Consider the following 17512-nt stretch of genomic DNA (forward strand, 5'->3'; position numbering starts at 1 on the left):
AGAGGAGCCAGACAACGTGGCCCCCTGTCTTGCTATGCGGTTTCTTCCCTTTTCTTCGCCGTCTTCCGCTCCTGCAACACCAAGGTAGGCTTCGCCAGGCCCTCCACCACTTCCTTGGTCACGACGACCTTCTTGACATCTGTCCGTGATGGGACCTCGTACATGATGTCGAGCATGATCTTCTCCAGGATGGAGCGCAGCCCCCTCGCCCCGGTGTTGCGCGTTATGGCCTGCTTGGCCACGGCCACGAGCGCATCCTCGGTGATCTCTAGCTCCACGCCGTCCAGCTCGAACATCCTCTTGTACTGCTTCGCAAGCGCATTCCTCGGTTCTGTGAGTATCCTCACGAGGGCGCGCTCGTCGAGAGCGTCAAGCGGCACCACCACGGGCAGCCTGCCTATGAACTCGGGAATGAGCCCGAACTTGAGGAGGTCTTCAGGCATGACCTGCCTCAGGATATCGCCGATGTTCGCATCGACCTTGGGCCGGAGTTCCGCCCCGAAGCCGAGCGTTTTCTTTCCTATTCGGTTCTGTATGATCTTCTCAAGCCCCTCGAATGCTCCCCCGCATATGAACAAGATGTTCGTCGTGTCTATCTGGATGAACTCCTGGTGCGGGTGTTTTCGACCACCCTGCGGAGGGACGCTCGCGATCGTGCCCTCGAGGATCTTCAGGAGAGCCTGTTGCACGCCCTCGCCGGACACATCGCGCGTGATCGACGGGTTCTCGGACTTCCGCGCTATCTTGTCAACCTCGTCGATGTAGACGATGCCCTTCTCAGCCTTCTCGATGTCGTAATCGGCCGCCTGGATCAGCCTGAGCAGAATGTTCTCCACGTCCTCGCCGACATAACCCGCCTCTGTGAGCGAGGTGGCGTCGGAGATCGCGAAGGGCACATTCAAGATCTTTGCCAACGTTTGTGCGAGCAACGTCTTCCCGACGCCCGTGGGGCCGAGCAGCAGGATGTTGCTCTTCTGAAGCTCCACGTCGTCGACCCGCGCATTCGCGCCGATCCGCTTGTAATGGTTGTACACCGCCACCGCTAGGGTCTTCTTGGCATCCTCTTGGCTGATGACGTATTGATCCAGGATCTCCTTGATTTCCTTGGGCTTCGGGATGTTGCCCAATTCGACATCCGCTTCTTCGCCCAGCTCTTCCTCGATGATCTCATTGCAGAGCTCGATACACTCGTCGCAAATATAGACGCCAGGCCCGGCTATGAGCTTCTTCACCTGATCCTGAGCCTTGCCACAAAACGAGCATTTGAGCTGGCCTTTTTCGTCGCCGAATTTGAACACCCTACCACCCCCTACTTCTTCTTGGTCCTGAAGATCTCGTCTACGATGCCGTAAGCCTTCGCCTCCTCAGCCGACATGAAGAAATTCCTGTCTGTATCCGCCGCTATCTTCTCCATGGGCTGTCCTGTATGCTTCGCCAGGATCTGCTGTGTTATCTCGCGCAGCTTGACGATCTCCCTCGCCTGTATCTCGATGTCGGTGGCCTGACCCTGGGCTCCACCAAGCGGCTGATGGATCATCACTCTTGAGTATGGGAGTGCGTACCTCTTGCCCTTCGTGCCCGCCGCCAGGAGGAGCGCCCCCATGCTGGCGGCCATGCCGATACACGTGGTGGCGACATCAGGCTTGATGTACTGCATCGTGTCGTATATGGCCAGCCCGGACGTGACCACGCCGCCAGGGCTGTTGATATAAAGGTTGATGTCTTTGTCCGGATCCTCTCCCTGGAGGAACAGCATCTGGGCGATGACGAGGTTTGCGACGTCATCGTCTATTGGGCCGCCGATGAAGATGATCCTGTCCTTCAGAAGCCTCGAGTATATATCGTAAGCCCGTTCCCCGCGGTTGGTCTGCTCTACGACGATCGGGACAAGATTCACGATCGACCCCTCCTCCCTTGCATCCTGATCATATGTCGGTTCTCGCGCTCACTCGCCACTGGCGTCGCCCGCGCCGCCCGCGAGCTGAACCAATCGATCTATCGTCTTCTCCCTGACTATTGTCTCTTCTATATTGTGAATACGCCCTGTCCTTGTCAAGAGTTCCCGTACCTCGTCGACGGGCCGGCCTTGACGAGATGCGATCTCGGCGATTCGCGAGTCTACTTCGTCGCGACTGGCGGCAAATCCTTCCGCCTTGCTTATGGCATCAAGCACCAGATCGGCCTTGACCAGTGCCCTAGCCTCATCCCGATAACTTCGCCTGAGCGCTTCCTCGTCCATGCCGCACGCGTCCAGGTATCCTTCGAGCGTCATGCCCTGCTGGGCAAGGTTCTGAGTGAGATCCATGATCATGGAGTTCACCTGACGATCCACGAGGGCCTCAGGGACATCCACCTCGGCTTCCTGCGTGATTCTATCCACGACCGCCTTTCTGTATTCCACCTCGGCCCGGCTCTGCGCCGATTTCTGAAGTCGCTCCCGGATGTCTCGCCTCATGGCGTCCAGGCTGTCGTAGCCGCCCACGGCTTTGGCGAACTCGTCATTCACTTCAGGCAGCTTCCTGACCCGGATATCCTTGATGGTCACATGCGCCTGCGCTGGTTTTCCCGCAAAAGCCTTGTCCGGGTAAGTCTCCGGCACGGTGGTCTCGATCGCCCGCGCCTCGCCGCGCTTCAGCCCGATGAGGCCCTCACCAAGTCCTGGAAGATCCTGCTTTGGCGCTGCCTCCACGGTTAGATCCTTGCCGCCGCCTCTCACCTCAAGAGGCTTGCCGTCCGAGACGAGCTTGAGGTCCACAGTGACGAGGTCCCCCGCCTCCACGGTATCGCGGGCAACCGGCTCTGCCGTGGCCCGGTTTCTACGGAGAACCTCAATGTAACGGTCAACCTCGTCGTCGCCGACCTCGGGGACCGTCTTCTCCACCCGTATGGCGCGATAGTCCGGGAGCTTCACCTCCGGCCTCACGAGCACCTTCGCCTTGAATCTAAGCGGCTTCCCCTCTTCGATCTGCTCTATGTCGAAATCGGGCTCGTCCACGGGGTCGATGCCCGTTTGTCTCACGGCCTCCACGTACCCGGTCGGCACGAGGCGCTTCAACGCATCCTCGTACAGCGCCCCCTTGCCCAACCTCATCTCAAGGATCTGGCGCGGGACTTTGCCCTTCCGGAAACCGGGCACCGTGACGCGCTGGGCCAGCCTCCGATAGCTCTCGTTGAGCGCCCGGTCGACCTGGGCCTCATCCACCTCGATATCCAAGTGAGCGAAGTTCCCCTCTATTCTCTCCACCGCAGCCTTCACCATATTCGCCGCCACGAAGCCACGGGACCTTGCCGCCCCGGGCGATCGGCAGCCTCCCTCCTCTTCGATTGTCCTTCGTCCGCCTTCCGCCGCGGTTCAGCGCAACGCACAAAAACAATACCTCGGTAGGCGCCGATCCAGCGACCGCCGAGGCAGTGTCGTGCGACTCCTTCGGCCGTTGGTATTCTAACACGCGTGCAGGACGTTGTAAAGGCAGCCCTAGCCGACCTACCTTGCCCTGACGGGGATCTCGTGTGCTCCTACCCGGTAGGCGGCTGGTTCGGAACTCCTAAGGCTTTCGTCCAAGTCGTCTATGCCAGCCTGCGGCTGACCCCATCGAAAGGATGTAGATGGCAGCCATCGATCGTTTTCAAGGTAGTCGCCCATGGTGGCCAGGTGCCGCCGCCACGGAGGGATTGAAAACGACAACTGAGTGCTACTTTCAAGACAGTCGTCCGTGACGGCGGGCTGCCGCCGCCATCAAGAAGATGAGGCTAGCGACCGCCGCCCGTTTTCGGGGTAGAAAGCTGTTCCCTGTAGAAGGATATGTGACGGAGGCAGCGAAATACTTTTACGAGAATCAATATAGCCTATGTTGCATATAGCATCGAGTCATTCGAATATACAGACAACAACTTTGCGTCCTGCAATGGGACGTGCGTGGACGCTATGATCACGGCCCTATAAGCGGTCGCTTCGGGCCGCGGGAGCGAATAGCGAGACCGGCCACGCACCTGTTTAGGTGTGTGGCCGGTTATTTCGCCCCTGCAGGTCCGCGGGCACACCAATGGGATCGGGGTGAAATGGGATGGAACTCGCTCGAAGAGCAAGGCGCTGGTGGCACCGGCAGCTCATAATCAACCCGGGTCGCGTTGATTCCTGGCTCGTGAGCCTCCTCAGCATCCTCGCAACGGCTGGCATCGTAGCGGTGATCGTGCGCTTCATGGGGTAGCCGCTTGTCATCTTGTGTTCCGAGGCACGCCGCGAAGCCACTTGGTGACTTCCGTCGAGCCCTCTTCGCGCCACGCCCCGCCGAGCGAGGCGAGGAAGGTGAAGTACGGGCTGGGCCCACGGGGCTTTCCGTTGTTGGCCGCGTGCCCGGTAAGGAAAAGCGCCTTCCTCGCCCTGGTTATCGCGACGTAAAACACCCGACGCTCTTCCGCGCCTTTCCTTTCCTTGAGCGCGGGGTACGAGGGGAATTCATGCTCCGACAAGCCCGCCACGAAGACGATGTCGAACTCGAGCCCCTTCGCCTGGTGGACGGTGAGCACCCTCACGCGCTCGTCGTTGGGATCCAGACGATCCACGTTTCTTGCGAGCGCCACGAAGCCGAGAAGCGACTCGAGGGACGAAAGGGCGTCCAAGTCTGCGGAATCGCGATTCTTGAAGACGCGAAGGAGCTCTTCGAGGTTGGCGAGGCGTCGCGCTCTCTCGGGGTCTCTCGCATAGTACTCGCGCAGCCCCGACTCGTTGAGCACCCGGTCGAGCAACTCGTGAGGTCGCAGTCGACCCAGTTCCCGGCGCAGCCTAGCCACCTCTTGCGCGAGAGACGAGAACGCGGCACCTACATCCTTCACCGCGCGCATCCTTTCGGGGGCCGTGGCTCTCACGAGCGGCGCGAGACACGTGATAATGCTGCAGGTCGCCTCAACGTCGTCCGCCGCCCGATGCGTGGGCAACGCCGCCACGTTCAGCCTCCGGCACAGCGCCTCAAGGGAAAAGTCGTCACCGCCCAGAAAGCGTCGGGCCATTTCAAGAGTATCGATGTACTCGGCGAGGCCACCCGTCCCGAGGCCCAGGCGTTGCCGGTACGCCGCGAGCATGCGCGCGTCGAAGCCCACGTTGTGCCCGACGAGCACACTGCCCGCTGCAAAACGATCGAACTCTTCGAGCGCACGCCGCGGATCCTCGCCGTTTGACGCAAGGAACGAGTCGGAAAGCCCGTGGACCTCTTCCGACTCGCCGACGCTCACCGTGTTTCTCAAATACCGGTGGAATCGCGCTGTCGCCTTGCCCTTTTCCAACCTGACAGCCGCGAGCTCCACGATCTCGTCAGAGGCCGGGTCGAGCCCGGTGGTCTCCGTGTCGAACACGGTGACGACGCCTCCCCCGAGCGCAGCGAGGAACGTGCCAAATGGATCTCCTGTGGTAAGGGTCGATTCGGCCACCATATCGGGGAGACGCAGGCCGGCCTGTTCTGCCTCCAGAACCCGTGAAACGGTCCGGTCGCCGATGTTGCGTGGAGGACGTTGCAGGATACGCCGGAAGCTACGCCCGTCCGCTGGGCTGCAAAGGAACCGGAGGTACGCCACGGCATCCTTCACCTCCTGGCGCCGGAAGAACTCGTATGCCTCCACGGTGAGGTGAGGAATGCCGTGTTTCTGGAGCGCTTCGGAAATGGCCGCTCCCCGGCTGTTGGCCCGGGTAAGGACGCCTATCCGCCCATACGGGACACGGCCCGCCGCGTCACCACCCGGCCCGACATTGGCGAGAGTTCGGATCTTGCGGGCGATCCAGTCCGCCTCCGCCTCGCTATCGCGCCCGAAATGCACGATCACCGGGTCTCCAACGTCGGCTGACGGGGCTGGTTGCGCCACGCCGCGCACGCTGTACTCCCGGGCCACGCACCCGGCCAAACCCACGAGCACGCGGGTCGCCCGGTGATTCCGCGTGAACGAGAAGTCCCTGGCACCCGGGAAGTCCGCACGGAAGCTGCTCAGCACTTTGTCGGGCATGGAACCCCGCCACTCATAAATGGTCTGGTCAAAATCGCCTGCAAGAACGAGGTTCCTCGAGCGCCAAGCCAGCGCTCGCACGATCTCATATTCCGAGAAGTGGGTATCCTGCATCTCGTCCACCTGGATCATGGAGAAGCGAGATTCCCAGCGGCGCCGGATGCCGGGAACGAGTGCTAGCATCGCACGGGTGAAGTAAACGAGATCCCCGAAGTCAAAGGCATGATTGGACGCGAGCTCGCGTTGGTACTCAACGGCTAGCGTGCGGTACGCCGCGGTGAGGCCTTGAAAGACATCGTCGGCCACCGTGCCCAGCGAGAGCGCGGTATGAGGTGCCTCGCTCTTAGCTCTCTCGATGACATCATAGATGTCGGACACCTTGGGCTCGCGGTCGCCACGCCTGTACGCCGGTGCAACGACGACCGGTGCAGGAGGGCCTCCGCGCCGCGATATCTCGCCTGCCGTCCGCCTCAGGATGGATCGAAGGATCTCGGCCGAGTCTTCGTCGTCGAAGATGGTGAAATCCGAGGGGAGGCCCATCGTCTTCGCCTCGAGTCGAAGCATCCACGCGCACAACGCGTGAAAGGTGCGGACCACGACTCTCTTCGCGCGGTCGCCGCAGTGAACCGCGACGCGCTGACGTAGCTCCTCCGCAGCCCGGTTGGTGAACGTGAGGCACAGGATGCGAGACGGCTCCACCCCGCGCCTAATCGCCTCGGCCGTCCGCTCTGCCAGGGCGAGGGTTTTGCCCGTTCCCACGGGAGCATGGAGGACCGCGCAGCCATCCTGAAACTCAACGAAGGCCCGCTGCTCGTCATCGAGCTCGATGTCTTCAGGCACGTTACGCCCCGCCGCGAGGGTCACAGCCCTTCCGGACAAGCTTCTACTAGGCATCCCCTGACCCGCCATCTTGCCACGCCACCTCTTCGGCAGCGCCCCGGACCCGGCCGATACCGGGAACCGGGGCCCGTTCCGTCAGCCAGAATAGCTATTGGTGGCTAACTTCGACGGGTTCTGGGGCTATCCTGCCACGGCAGGATAAATCTGCCTGAGCGCGCCACGCGTCGAGTCCGGGAGTAGTACAACTCCGAATGCCTCGGAATGACCCCAGGGCAGACGAATGCAGCCCAAAACATGAAAACAGGCGACGGTTAGGCAATGCCAACCGTCGCCTGTTTGCGTTTTCCCAGCGTACAAGCCCCGTAACAACAGGATGGGGTGGATGATGGGATTCGAACCCACAGCCTCTGGAGCCACAGTCCAGCGCTCTCACCATTGAGCTACATCCACCGCAAAACCTTCGTCGCCCTCATGCCGCGACACTCACAGGATACCACAGAAATCCCGACGCGTCAAGGCCGCACAGCCGCGCAGCCGCGCACGCTCGCGGCCGCGCCTTCATCCTTTCAGCGCACCGGCGAGGAGCCCGCGGATGAAATAGCGCCCCAAGAGCACATACACCACAACTGTTGGCAGCGCCGTCAAAACGGACCCCGCCATCGGCAGGTTCCACGATACTGCCTGACCGCCGGCCAAGTTGGCCAAGGCCACGGTTATGGGTTGAGAGGCGGGCCGGGCAAGCGTTACCGCGAAAAGGAACTCGTTCCATATCTGCGTGAACTGCCATATCGCCACCACGAGGAAAGGCGGGCCTGATAGCGGCAGGATAAGCCACCTGTATATACCGAAAAAGTCGGCGCCGTCGATGAACGCAGCCCCGAGGAGCTCGTCGGGGATCTCCGCATAGAAGCTGCGGAAGAGCAGCGTGGTTATGGGCAGGCCGTACACGACGTGCACCAGGACCAGGCCCGGAAGCCCCCCGTAGAGCCCGATCCCCCGCATGAACTGGAATAGAGGTACAAGGATGCTTTGGTACGGTATGAACATGCCGAACACCACGAGAGGCAACACGAAGCGGGCGCCAGGGAAGTCCCACTTGCAGAGCACGTACCCATTGATGGAGCCGAGCGCCGCAGAGAGAAGTGTGGCGCTCACAGAAAGGATTATGCTGTTCTTGAGCGACGGGGCGAAGTTCTTGACCGCCGTCACGTAGCTTTCCCAGTAAGGACGCGATGGGGGAACCCAGGCCGTCATGAGGTTTATGTCCGCGGGCGCTTTCAGGCTCGTAATCACTGTGAGGTACACAGGTATGAGGTAAACCACCGCGAGGAGCACAAGAAGCGCCTGTAAGAACCATCTGCTTACTCTTGCACTGCGCCCGTACATGAGTTCATCAAGTCCTCCCCGTCCGGAACGATGCGACCAGGTAAGGCACTATCAGCACGGACACCATGAGCAGTAGAATCACCGCGATGGACGCGCCCTTCGCCAGCTCGTTCCCGCGGAAGGTCGTCAGGAACATCAGGATGGCGGGCACGCTCGTAGGGGCGTTGTCCGGTCCTGCCATTGCGAACACGAGATCGAAGATCTTGAGGGCGATGTGTCCGAGCACTATTATCGCGCTCCACGTGATCGGGGCGAGGAGTGGAAGCTCCACGTATCGGTACACCTGCAGTGTGTTCGCGCCGTCCACCCGCGCCGCCTCGCGTAGCTCGTCCGGGATGGTGCGAAGGCCGGCGAGGTACAGCGCCATGGTATATCCTGACATCTGCCATGCGGCCGCTACGACCACTCCGATAAGCGCCAGGTTGAAGCCATGAGGCTCAGGAAACGGCAGAGCCTTCAATTGCGCCGCCCCTCCCAAAGCGACCCACGTCGCCAGCACCAGGCCTGGCAGACCCGTGATGGCGGCCGTCCGGAAGCGCCTTCGCGCTGCGGACCACGCCGCCCAGGCAACGAGCGCAAGCGCCACGACCATCACGACAAGTCGAGGCAACGCCTGCCAGTCGAACTGGAGGACTTGGTCCCGGCTCGTGAGCCAGAGGAAGTCCGCGGGGCGCAAACCCACGAGCGTAGGAAGCACGTTCACGCCGCCCCTGGGTTGAAGGAGCCATCGCCAGATAGTGCCCGTGACGATGAACGAAAGCGACATCGGAAAGAGGAAGATCGTGCGGAAGACCGCTTCGCCCCGGATGCGCTGGTCGAGAATGGTAGCGAGAAGGAGGCCGAGCGCAAGCGAGGCGGCAACGAAGAGCACCGTGAAGAAAAGCATGTTCACGATGTCCTGCCTGAAGCGCACGTTGAGAAAGCCGCTGAAAAGGTCGCGGTAGTTGTACGCCCCCATGAAATGTATCTCGGGCTTCAACGCGAGGGCAGCTCCCTTGCCCCAGTCTGTGAGGGAGATATACACAGTCTGCGCGATGAAGCCGTACACGAATACAGCCAGGAGAGCGAGGGATGGCAACACGACGAGTATGGCCATGACCTGGTCGCGCCTGGACCGCACCAACCCCACCCCTTTCCAACCGAGTCCGGCGTCGGCCCGCCGCGCGGTCTCAATGCCCGCCATGACTATCGAAGCTCGATGCTCGTCATGACCACGACATGGCACGCCAGCGGGCCGAGCGCCGGAGATTGACACCGGGCTTCGCGGGCCCGTCGCTCTGCTCCACCGCGTGTCCGGAAGGGGCCTCGGGACACGCTGGTGAGTCTCACGTGGCGGCGGGCCCGCCTCATGACTCACTTCCCTATGCCGGCCTGAATCGCGATCGCCTGGGCCGCGTTCGCCGCAGCCTCAGGATTCCGGCTATTGAGGAAGATCTCGATGACCGTCGCGAAATCGTTCATGAACCGCTCGTTCGCTACCACCCCGTGGATGAGGCTTCCCACGATGGCGTTGGTCCTCCAGTCCTTGGCAGCGCTTTGGAGGTAAGCGTTGTACTTGGACAGGTCGCTGTCCACCCGTGGGCTGATAGATCCCTTGAGCGGGTTGAAGATGTCCTGGGCCTCCCGGCTTCCGAGCATCTTCAGCCACGCGAGGGTGTTGTCACGGTGCGGAGCGCCCACCGGAAGGCCGAAGGAGTCGGAAAGCATCATAAACACGCCTGAAGTGCCGGGTGAGGGCGCCCAACCAAAGTCCTTGCCGGGCTGCAGCTTGAGCGTGGTGACCATGTAACCTGCAGCCCAGTCCCCCATTACATTGAACGCGGCCTGCCCCTTCACCACCATGTCTGTGGCTTGCTGCCACGACAGCGACGGCGCGTCTTGGTTGGTGTACTCGAGCACCTTCCCGAACGTCCTCCACACGTCTACGACCTCAGGGCTCTTCCACGACAGCTTGCCCTGCCAGAGTGCTTCCCACTTGTCCTTGCCAAGGCGCGCGAGGGCGACGCTCTCCCAGAGGTGGGTGACGGTCCAGTTCTCGCCCAGGGAGAGCGGGATCACGCCCTTCGCCTTGAGCGTCGGAGCGATAGAAAGGAATTCGTCCCATGTGGCAGGGACTTTTACCCCCCACTTCTTGAGGTTATCTGGTATGTACCAAAGCACGTTGGACCTGTGGACGTTGACCGGAACGGACCAGATGCCCTTGTCGGTGCTGAGGAGTTTCAAGAGCCCCTCAGGGAATACGGACTTCCAACCCTCTTTAGCGTAGAGGTCGCTGAGGTCTTCCATGCGGCCGGCCACGACCCACGTGCCGATGAGCTCCTGTCCGGCGTGAACCTGGAAGGTGTCCGGCGGTTCGCCGCCCAGCATGCGCGTCTTGAGGACGGCCTTCGCATTTACGCCGGCCCCGCCGGTCACGGTGGAGTTGATGACTTCGACACCAGGATGCTGCTTCTCATAGAGCTCAATGAGCGCTTCCAGCGCGGGGCCTTCGTCTCCCGCCCACCAGGAGAAGATCTCGAGTTTGCCGCTGGCAGGAGCCGAACTCGCCACGGCGCCCAGACACGCAACCAAAGTCAGGCCAACCACGAGAATAGCGAGGCACTTCGACGTCCTCATCATCTATCCCTCCTGACGAATTGGTATCCGGGAGCAAATCCTCTTCCACACTCGCGCCACTTCGAGCCACGTGAATCCTGCAGGTCCTGGAGGTTCCAACGGCTCTCGGGCCCGCGTCGCACTACGGGACCCTCGACCGCCGGACTGATTGCAGCCGACACCACCCCCTTCGACTTCAAGTTGCTCGCGGGCAGCGTGCACGCATCAACTGGATGGGCTGCCTCTCAACTTCGTCCACGGCCTGGCGGAGCGCCATGATCCCGTCCGCCACCACGCACGACCAGCCCACCCCGCCTTGTTCATCTAAGTATGTCGCCAAAAGTTCGCGCTACTTTTCGGCGGGCGGTCCTGCCTGAGGCTATCCTATCGGCCTTGCCCTCCGGGGACGGCGCGCTTGTGGCGCCGCGCCTCCGCCGCGCCTCGTTCGGATTCGGCGCCTAGGACGGCCGAATCCTCCACGCCCCGTCGTGCACGTACCGGCAACCCCAACGCCGTCAAGAAAGGAGACGAAAACCTGTGGCGCCATAATTAGGCGCAGGACGGCTGCCGATGACGCAGCTCACTGGACGTTCATTAACGATTTAAACAAAGTCGGCCAAACACTCTCCCGCGCCTCACACCGAACAAGCTTATTTTCGACGCCTGTTGCCTAACTCCTTCATGCGCTCACCCCAGCCCGCGAGAGCTTCGCCCGTTTCTCCTGCAAGTACCGCCCCAGGCTCCGGAGATCGCCGTCGATAGTCAACGCCATCGCCGCATACAGCACGGCGCACGGTATCCACATAAAGACCGCGAACAGCATCGCGTACAGGTAGCCGTGGCTGCGAATGAGCATGCCGCCTAGGAATGGGCCTATTCCCCTGCCCAGGCTGTCTGCGATGTTGTGGATGCCGAAAACCGATCCCCTCCTTTCGGGCGGGTTTACGTTGATGAGCATGGCCTTGATGTTCGCAGACGGAATCGTCACGATGACCCCCGTCAAGAAGCTCGCGACGACCGGTATCATCAACGCTCCCAATCCCATATCCGGCCTGAGCTGCATGTTCATGATGACATACCCAGGGCCCACCCCAGCCAGCACGGCGCCCGCGCAGAAGAGCGGGAGCGCCTTGGGGAGCCTTTGGAATATCCTGTCGCCTGCCCATCCGCCCAAGAGCCCTCCCGCAGTCGCGCCGAGGCCTAGAATGAGCGTAAGCGTCGTCGCGAACTCTTTCGTGAAGCCCTTGCCTTCGTAGAAGGGAATGAGAAAGAACGGGATGAGCCCCCACGGGATAGATCCCGGTATACCCTGCACAAATCCCAAGAGATTCGTCTTGTTGGTGAACACGGCCTTGAGGTCTCGCAGCTTGATCCTCTCCGTGTATTCAAAGCCCTGCTCCAACAGATCAGCAAGCTCCTTCTCACGAGCCCCTCGCTTGGGCTCTCTGGCTATGATCAGGAACACCGGCACGAGAACGAAGTTCGGGGCCGCAGCGAGCATGAACGGCAAGCGCCAGCCATATGTCCCGGCCAGGAAGCCCGGCATCACCTGCCCGAGCATCTCACCGATGCCCCAAGCCGTGCTGACGAACGCTACCGCCGTAGCCCTGTGCTCGGTGCTGAAGTAGTCCCCCACCAACGAGAAAGTGATCGGGAAGATTCCGCCCACCCCGAGGCCTGTGAGGATTCTCAAGGTCAGGAGCTGCTCGTAAGTGGAGGTAAAAGCCTTCAGCCCCGTCATGAAGCAAGGTATCTCGCCGAGCAGCACGGTGAACGCGAGCAGCTTCTTGCGCGAGAAACGATCGGTGAAGTACCCGAAGAACATGCTCACGAGCGCCCCGAGGATCGTGAACGCCGAGCCTATGATCCCGATCTGCCTCTCGTCTATCTGGTACTCAGCCATGATCTCGCGCACGACAGGGTTCATGGCATTCTGATCCGCGAACAACCATACCGAGATCATGACCAAGACGGCTAGGGTCCACTTCTCTCTCTTGGACACTACCTGCTTCCCCCTTTGCGCGCTCTTATCACCCGCATGCCCAGGACGCGCTCGGGAACCACCGTTTCCCCATTGACCCTGTAGCTGTCCTCGCCCTCGGGCACCCCGACGTACACGTCGCACCTCCTGCGCGCCCGCTCATGGTACTCGATCACGATATCGCTGCCATCCACAGCGATCCTCGACACCTCGCATCCGGGAAACAGGTGGCCCGTGCTTCCCACGACCGAGAAGGCATCCTCACCGGCCCTCAAGAAACACTTGGATTGATATGGCCTCAGGTTGATGCGCGCACCGCCTGGGGCGAAGCCGTCCTCACCGAAATAGACGCCGGGTCCTAGTTCGGCCACTCCCTCGCGCGCCTCGAGGTTCGCGAAGACTTCATAGCGCCTCTCCTCTATGGTGAACTCCACGTGGACCACGCCACCCGAGCGCTCGACGCGGTGTATCCGCTTCTCCACCACGGGAAACTGCGAAAGATACATTTCCAGCTCCTGCGTGGAGTAGGCGCTGATGTCGTCAGACGTGAACACCAATGTCCCGAACACGTGGTTGAGCAGGAACAGCGTGTACCGTTGGTCCGCGCTGAGCCTGTTTCCCTCGCTCCTCAGAATGAAAACGTCGGGATCGCTGCCGAACACGTTGCCGTTCAGCTGCCAACGTCCGATCACGCTCCGAAGCGCGTTTGCCGTGGACACCCTCTCGCGATACCCGAGCCACCTCAGAAAGCGGTCCTCCCACGTAAGAGCCACGTCGCTGCCCACCCGGCAGTAATCGACCCGGCCGAACGCCGGGCCCAGTGGCACCCCGCAGCCGAGGATCACCCTGTCGCCCGCGGCTTTCCTGAGGAAGTCCATGGCCTCGGTCATTACCTGACCGCGTGGTCTTCCGTCCCGGTGGATCAGCGCGACGGCGTAAAGAAAGTCCAGCTTAACCATGTCGAAGCCCCACGCGTTCAGGACCGTGTCGAACACCCGGGCTAGATAGGACCTCACCGCGGGATTGTAGAAATCGAGGGCATAAAACACCCCGCTCCAGTTGGGATTGAAGCCCGCCCTCACGAGTCTGCCCCGCGCGTCGCGCAAGAGCCACTCTGGGTGCTCGCGGAAGACGATAGACCCTTTCTCGCAGACGAAGGGCGCAAGCCAGAGGCCCGCCTTGTATCCCCGCGCTTTCACCTCGTCGGCGATGGGCTTCATGCCGCGAGGGAACTTGTGATTCGCCACGAGCCAGTCGCCCACGGCGTTCTCGTATCCATCGTCTACCTGGAAATAGTCGATTGGGATGCCCCGGCTCGCGAGCGCATCGAGGTTTGCAAGCACGATGTCCTCGCTTATCCTGGTGTAGTAATTGTACCAGCTCGTCCACCCTGAGCAGGGGCGGGGACGGGGGCGGGAGGGGGTTCCGAGCTGCTCGAAGTACCCTCTGAAGACGTCTTCTTCGCTTCCGGACGCCATGTAAAGCTGGAACGCCACGACAGGCGACTGCATCCTGACGCCCGCGCAGTCCTTCGCGACACGCAACATCCCGGCACGCGCGTCGTACACGAAAAGGGTATAGCCAGCCGCCTCCGAGAGAGAGCCCACAAACACACATTCGCGTCCCCGTCTCACATAGGTGTAGGTCCACCCATGCGGGTTGCCCGACCGGCCGCTATACCGGTGGAACGCATAGTCTCCGTACGGCCCGAGCAGCGGCCGCGCCGCAGCCCTCACCCCCTTCAGGCTTTCCGCGGGGTCGAATTCCCGGCTTTCGGTCCAGCCCTGGAAGCCGTTCACGTACACGCGGTCCTCGGAGGAAAGACGCACCGGTATTTCCAGGGATAGCTCGTCCAAAACCATCTCATCCGCCGGTTCGATGGTGAGGGAAAAAACCACCTCGTTGCCGAAGCCCTGAACGCGCGGCGAGATCAAGACGTCGGTTCCCTTGAAGCCAGTCAACCCATCGAAGACCGCCGTCTTGCGCGTCCCGCCCACTGAATACCTGAGGCGCCCACCTGTCACCTCTATCATGGCACTCGCCTCCTGGAGCGAAAAGCCTGCGGGTTGTGACGGCGCAGGGCGAGGGTCGCGCCCAGGCCTTCTGCTTCACCGGAAGGATATTTCTTGCAACTATCGCGAATTCCTTCACAAGTCGCTCGTAACCCCTGTCATCCCCGCGGTCCGCACCTGCCCGCTCGGTGGCAACAATGGCTGCATGAGGCGCTGCTATGGCCTAAGCATGAGGTCATTAGTTTTCTCTCGTTTTCCGAGGTCTTGAGTTGCCGGTGATTGCACGAGGGGTGTCAAAATCCGGCCACTTGCCAGACAGGCCGGATTTTGCCAAGGTGCCCCGCTCGGGGCGCCGTCCCCGAGTGCAACACCGGCAACCTTGCACGGCGCGCGTACTCCCTGGAACCGGCGATTACTTATGACGATCTACTTCGAGTTCCTCGACGCCACCCTCTGGGCAACCGAGATGAACTCCTCAGTGAGCTTCTGGTACTCGGGGTCATCCTGGCTGACCTCGGCGAGCCTGGATGCGAGGACGCTCAAGCGGTTCTCCAACAACAACCGCTCGTCCTCAGAAAGGGCGTTGGCAGCGGCATTGTCACTAGCGTTCCCTGGGGTGTCGCGGTCAACGGCCCAGGTCTCGGAGAAAGGCGCTTTTTTGTTCTGGCGCGCTTCGCCCCCACCGCGTTTCGCGGGTTTCATGGAGTCCTTTCGCATATCGCGGTCCATACAGGGCGCGTTGCCCTTGAGGACCCTGAGGTAGTCCTCGTAGCTCCCAAGGTAGACTCGCACCGTGCCTCCCTCGAGCGCAAAGATCTTATTGCACACGCGGCTCAGGAGATACCTGTCATGCGACACGAGGATGAACGTGCCGTCGTAGTCCTCAAGGGCCTCCTCCACCCGCTCCCGTGATGGAATGTCTAAATAGTTCGTTGGCTCGTCGAGAAGGAGGAGGTTCGCATTGGAAAGGAGCATCTTCAGGAGAGTGAGCCTCGCCTTCTCCCCCAAGCTTAGCAACCCGACGCGCTTATGAACGGAGTCACCTGAGAAGAGGAAGCATCCGAGCAGCAGGCGAACCCGTTGCCGTTCGCCTCCTGCTGACAGAACCTCTTCCATGACCGTCCTCTCGTCAGCCAGACTGGCGAGCTCCTGGTCAAAGTACGCAACCCTCACGGAAGGCGAGACCCACATCTCGCCCTCTGAGACGCGTTCATAACCGGCAATGATCCTCAGGATCGTCGTCTTACCGGCACCGTTTGGCCCCACGAGGCCCACCTTGTCGCCCCGCGCCACAGCGAAGGACGCTCCCGAAAAAACACAGCGCCCGCCGTAGGACTTCCTGATGTCGCTGGCGGTCACCATGTGCCGGCCTGACTTCCCGTCCGACGTCAACTGAAGCCGGATTGACCTGCCGGCTTGCGGACGGTCGACCCGTTCCGTCTCCAGGCGCTCGAGCCTCCTGATGGTCGCCTTGGCACGTCTGGCAAGCTTCTCAGCCCGGTGGCGGTAGAACACGTCAGACGACCTGATCTCGGTGTTCTTCCCCGCGTCGCGGTGAGCGCGGCGGAACCACTCCATCTGCCTCGCTATCGCCTCCTTGAGTTTCCGGGATTGCTTCGCTTGTTCCAGGTATAGGCGCATTTGGCGCTGAAACCGCTCCTCCATGGCCTTTCTGTACGACGTGTAGTTGCCCGGAAACGATTCAGCGCCAGCCGGACCGAGCGCGATGACCCTGGACACGGTCTGGTCCAGGAAGTACCGGTCGTGCGAGACCACCACAACGGTGCCCGGAAACGCCCGGACATACCCTTCGAGCCATCTCAACCCGTTTTCGTCCAGGTGGTTTGTGGGCTCGTCCAGAAGCAGACAATCCGCGTCCTCGAGCCAGAGCCTGGCAAGGGCAAGCCGCGTCTTCTCCCCGCCGCTCAGTGTGCTCACTGGCTGCTCCAGGCCATTTTCCACGAGCTCGAACCGCGACAGCGCCTCCATGATCCTGCCTTCTGCTTCGCAGATCTCTACGCCAGAGAAGGCTTCGACGGCCCTGCCAACGCGATTGGCATGGTCAGCGTCGTGAACCCATCCGGCATCGAGCTGCTGATAGCCGAGACCCCGGACCAGCTCGGTGCGAACAGTCGCATCGGGCGCAAAGCTCATGTCCTGGGGAAGGTACCCCACCCGCACGCCTTCGCGAAAGAAAACGACCCTGCCCCGGTCAGGCTCGAGAGAGCCTGCGATGATCTTCAAGAGCGTGGTCTTTCCCGCGCCATTCGCACCCACAACGGCGAGCTTCTCGCCCTCAACCACGCTGAAGGACACGTCCTTCAGGACGTCCCGGGGCCCATATGACTTTCCCACATGTTCGACGGTAAACAGAAGCATGCCCAACCCTCCTTGGAGCAAACGCCGGGAGAGCCGGAAGGCAGGAGCCAGGTGCGCTGGCCGCACGCAACGCACGCAAGACGCCGCGCGGGAGCACGGCCATAGACGGGCCGTGCAGCATGAGATGCCCGGCGCGCCATAGCGTGAGAGAATGTGATAAGGGTGGAAGACAGGTATATAGTATATACGTGTAGAAGGACGGATCAACCTTAGAAAGACCTGCCGCGCAGGCTCCCCGACATTCGCCGTGCTTTGACCATGCACGTAAGTCATATTCCGTTGGCTGGAGGGTCTACCTGTTCCTCATGGCAGTCTTCCTGGCTGACCT

Annotated in this window: 11 protein-coding genes, 1 tRNA gene and 1 riboswitch; of the genes, 1 reads left to right on the forward strand and 11 read right to left on the reverse strand. The window is 61.4% G+C overall.

Translation table 11 applies throughout. From position 1 onward, the window contains the following. Window positions 1–32: 32 nt before the first annotated feature. The 3 genes from clpX to GX515_11755 are packed head-to-tail and all read right to left on the reverse strand — an operon-like array spanning window position 33 to window position 3271. On the reverse strand, window positions 33–1298 hold the full coding sequence (gene clpX / locus GX515_11745) for an ATP-dependent Clp protease ATP-binding subunit ClpX (GenBank protein HHY33667.1): 1266 nt from the start codon (window positions 1296–1298) through the stop codon (window positions 33–35). Between the two features lie 11 nt (window positions 1299–1309). After that, a complete protein-coding gene (gene clpP, locus GX515_11750; GenBank protein HHY33668.1) occupies window positions 1310–1900 on the reverse strand; it encodes an ATP-dependent Clp endopeptidase proteolytic subunit ClpP in 591 nt (196 codons plus the stop codon). Between the two features lie 45 nt (window positions 1901–1945). Further along, the gene (locus GX515_11755) at window positions 1946–3271 is read right to left on the reverse strand and encodes a trigger factor (GenBank protein HHY33669.1); all 1326 of its coding nucleotides are present in this window, start codon (window positions 3269–3271) and stop codon (window positions 1946–1948) included. Window positions 3272–3909: 638 nt separating this feature from the next. Next, window positions 3910–3993: riboswitch (cyclic di-GMP riboswitch) on the forward strand. Between the two features lie 71 nt (window positions 3994–4064). On the opposite strand from GX515_11755, the gene GX515_11760 reads away from it, so the two are divergent. Beyond that, window positions 4065–4208 (forward strand): hypothetical protein, encoded by a 144-nt coding sequence (locus GX515_11760; GenBank protein ID HHY33670.1) that lies wholly within the window; start codon window positions 4065–4067, stop codon window positions 4206–4208. A 7-nt stretch (window positions 4209–4215) separates the two neighbouring features. Here the strand turns inward: GX515_11760 and GX515_11765 are convergent, their stop codons facing one another. The 8 genes from GX515_11765 to GX515_11800 form a co-directional block, all read right to left on the reverse strand. Further along, window positions 4216–6885, reverse strand: a complete 2670-nt coding sequence (locus tag GX515_11765; protein HHY33671.1) for a UvrD-helicase domain-containing protein — start codon at window positions 6883–6885, stop codon at window positions 4216–4218. 320 nt (window positions 6886–7205) lie between these two features. Then, a tRNA-His gene (locus GX515_11770) sits at window positions 7206–7281 on the reverse strand. A gap of 108 nt (window positions 7282–7389) precedes the next feature. Then, on the reverse strand, window positions 7390–8217 hold the full coding sequence (locus GX515_11775; GenBank protein ID HHY33672.1) for a carbohydrate ABC transporter permease: 828 nt from the start codon (window positions 8215–8217) through the stop codon (window positions 7390–7392). Between the two features lie 7 nt (window positions 8218–8224). Beyond that, window positions 8225–9400 carry a sugar ABC transporter permease gene (locus GX515_11780; protein ID HHY33673.1) on the reverse strand — a complete coding sequence of 392 codons (1176 nt, stop codon included), beginning with the start codon at window positions 9398–9400 and terminating at the stop codon, window positions 8225–8227. A 170-nt stretch (window positions 9401–9570) separates the two neighbouring features. Then, on the reverse strand, window positions 9571–10833 hold the full coding sequence (locus GX515_11785) for a carbohydrate ABC transporter substrate-binding protein (protein HHY33674.1): 1263 nt from the start codon (window positions 10831–10833) through the stop codon (window positions 9571–9573). 658 nt (window positions 10834–11491) lie between these two features. Further along, a complete protein-coding gene (locus tag GX515_11790; GenBank protein ID HHY33675.1) occupies window positions 11492–12814 on the reverse strand; it encodes an MFS transporter in 1323 nt (440 codons plus the stop codon). Beyond that, on the reverse strand, window positions 12814–14826 hold the full coding sequence (locus GX515_11795; protein HHY33676.1) for an alpha-galactosidase: 2013 nt from the start codon (window positions 14824–14826) through the stop codon (window positions 12814–12816). Before GX515_11795 ends, GX515_11790 begins: the two co-directional genes overlap by 1 nt. Before the next feature lie 405 nt (window positions 14827–15231). Continuing rightward, a complete protein-coding gene (locus GX515_11800) occupies window positions 15232–17184 on the reverse strand; it encodes an ABC-F family ATP-binding cassette domain-containing protein (protein HHY33677.1) in 1953 nt (650 codons plus the stop codon). Window positions 17185–17512: the final 328 nt, after the last annotated feature.

It is taken from the genome of Bacillota bacterium, assembly GCA_012842395.1.
GTDB lineage: Bacteria > Bacillota > SHA-98 > UBA4971 > UBA4971 > UBA6256.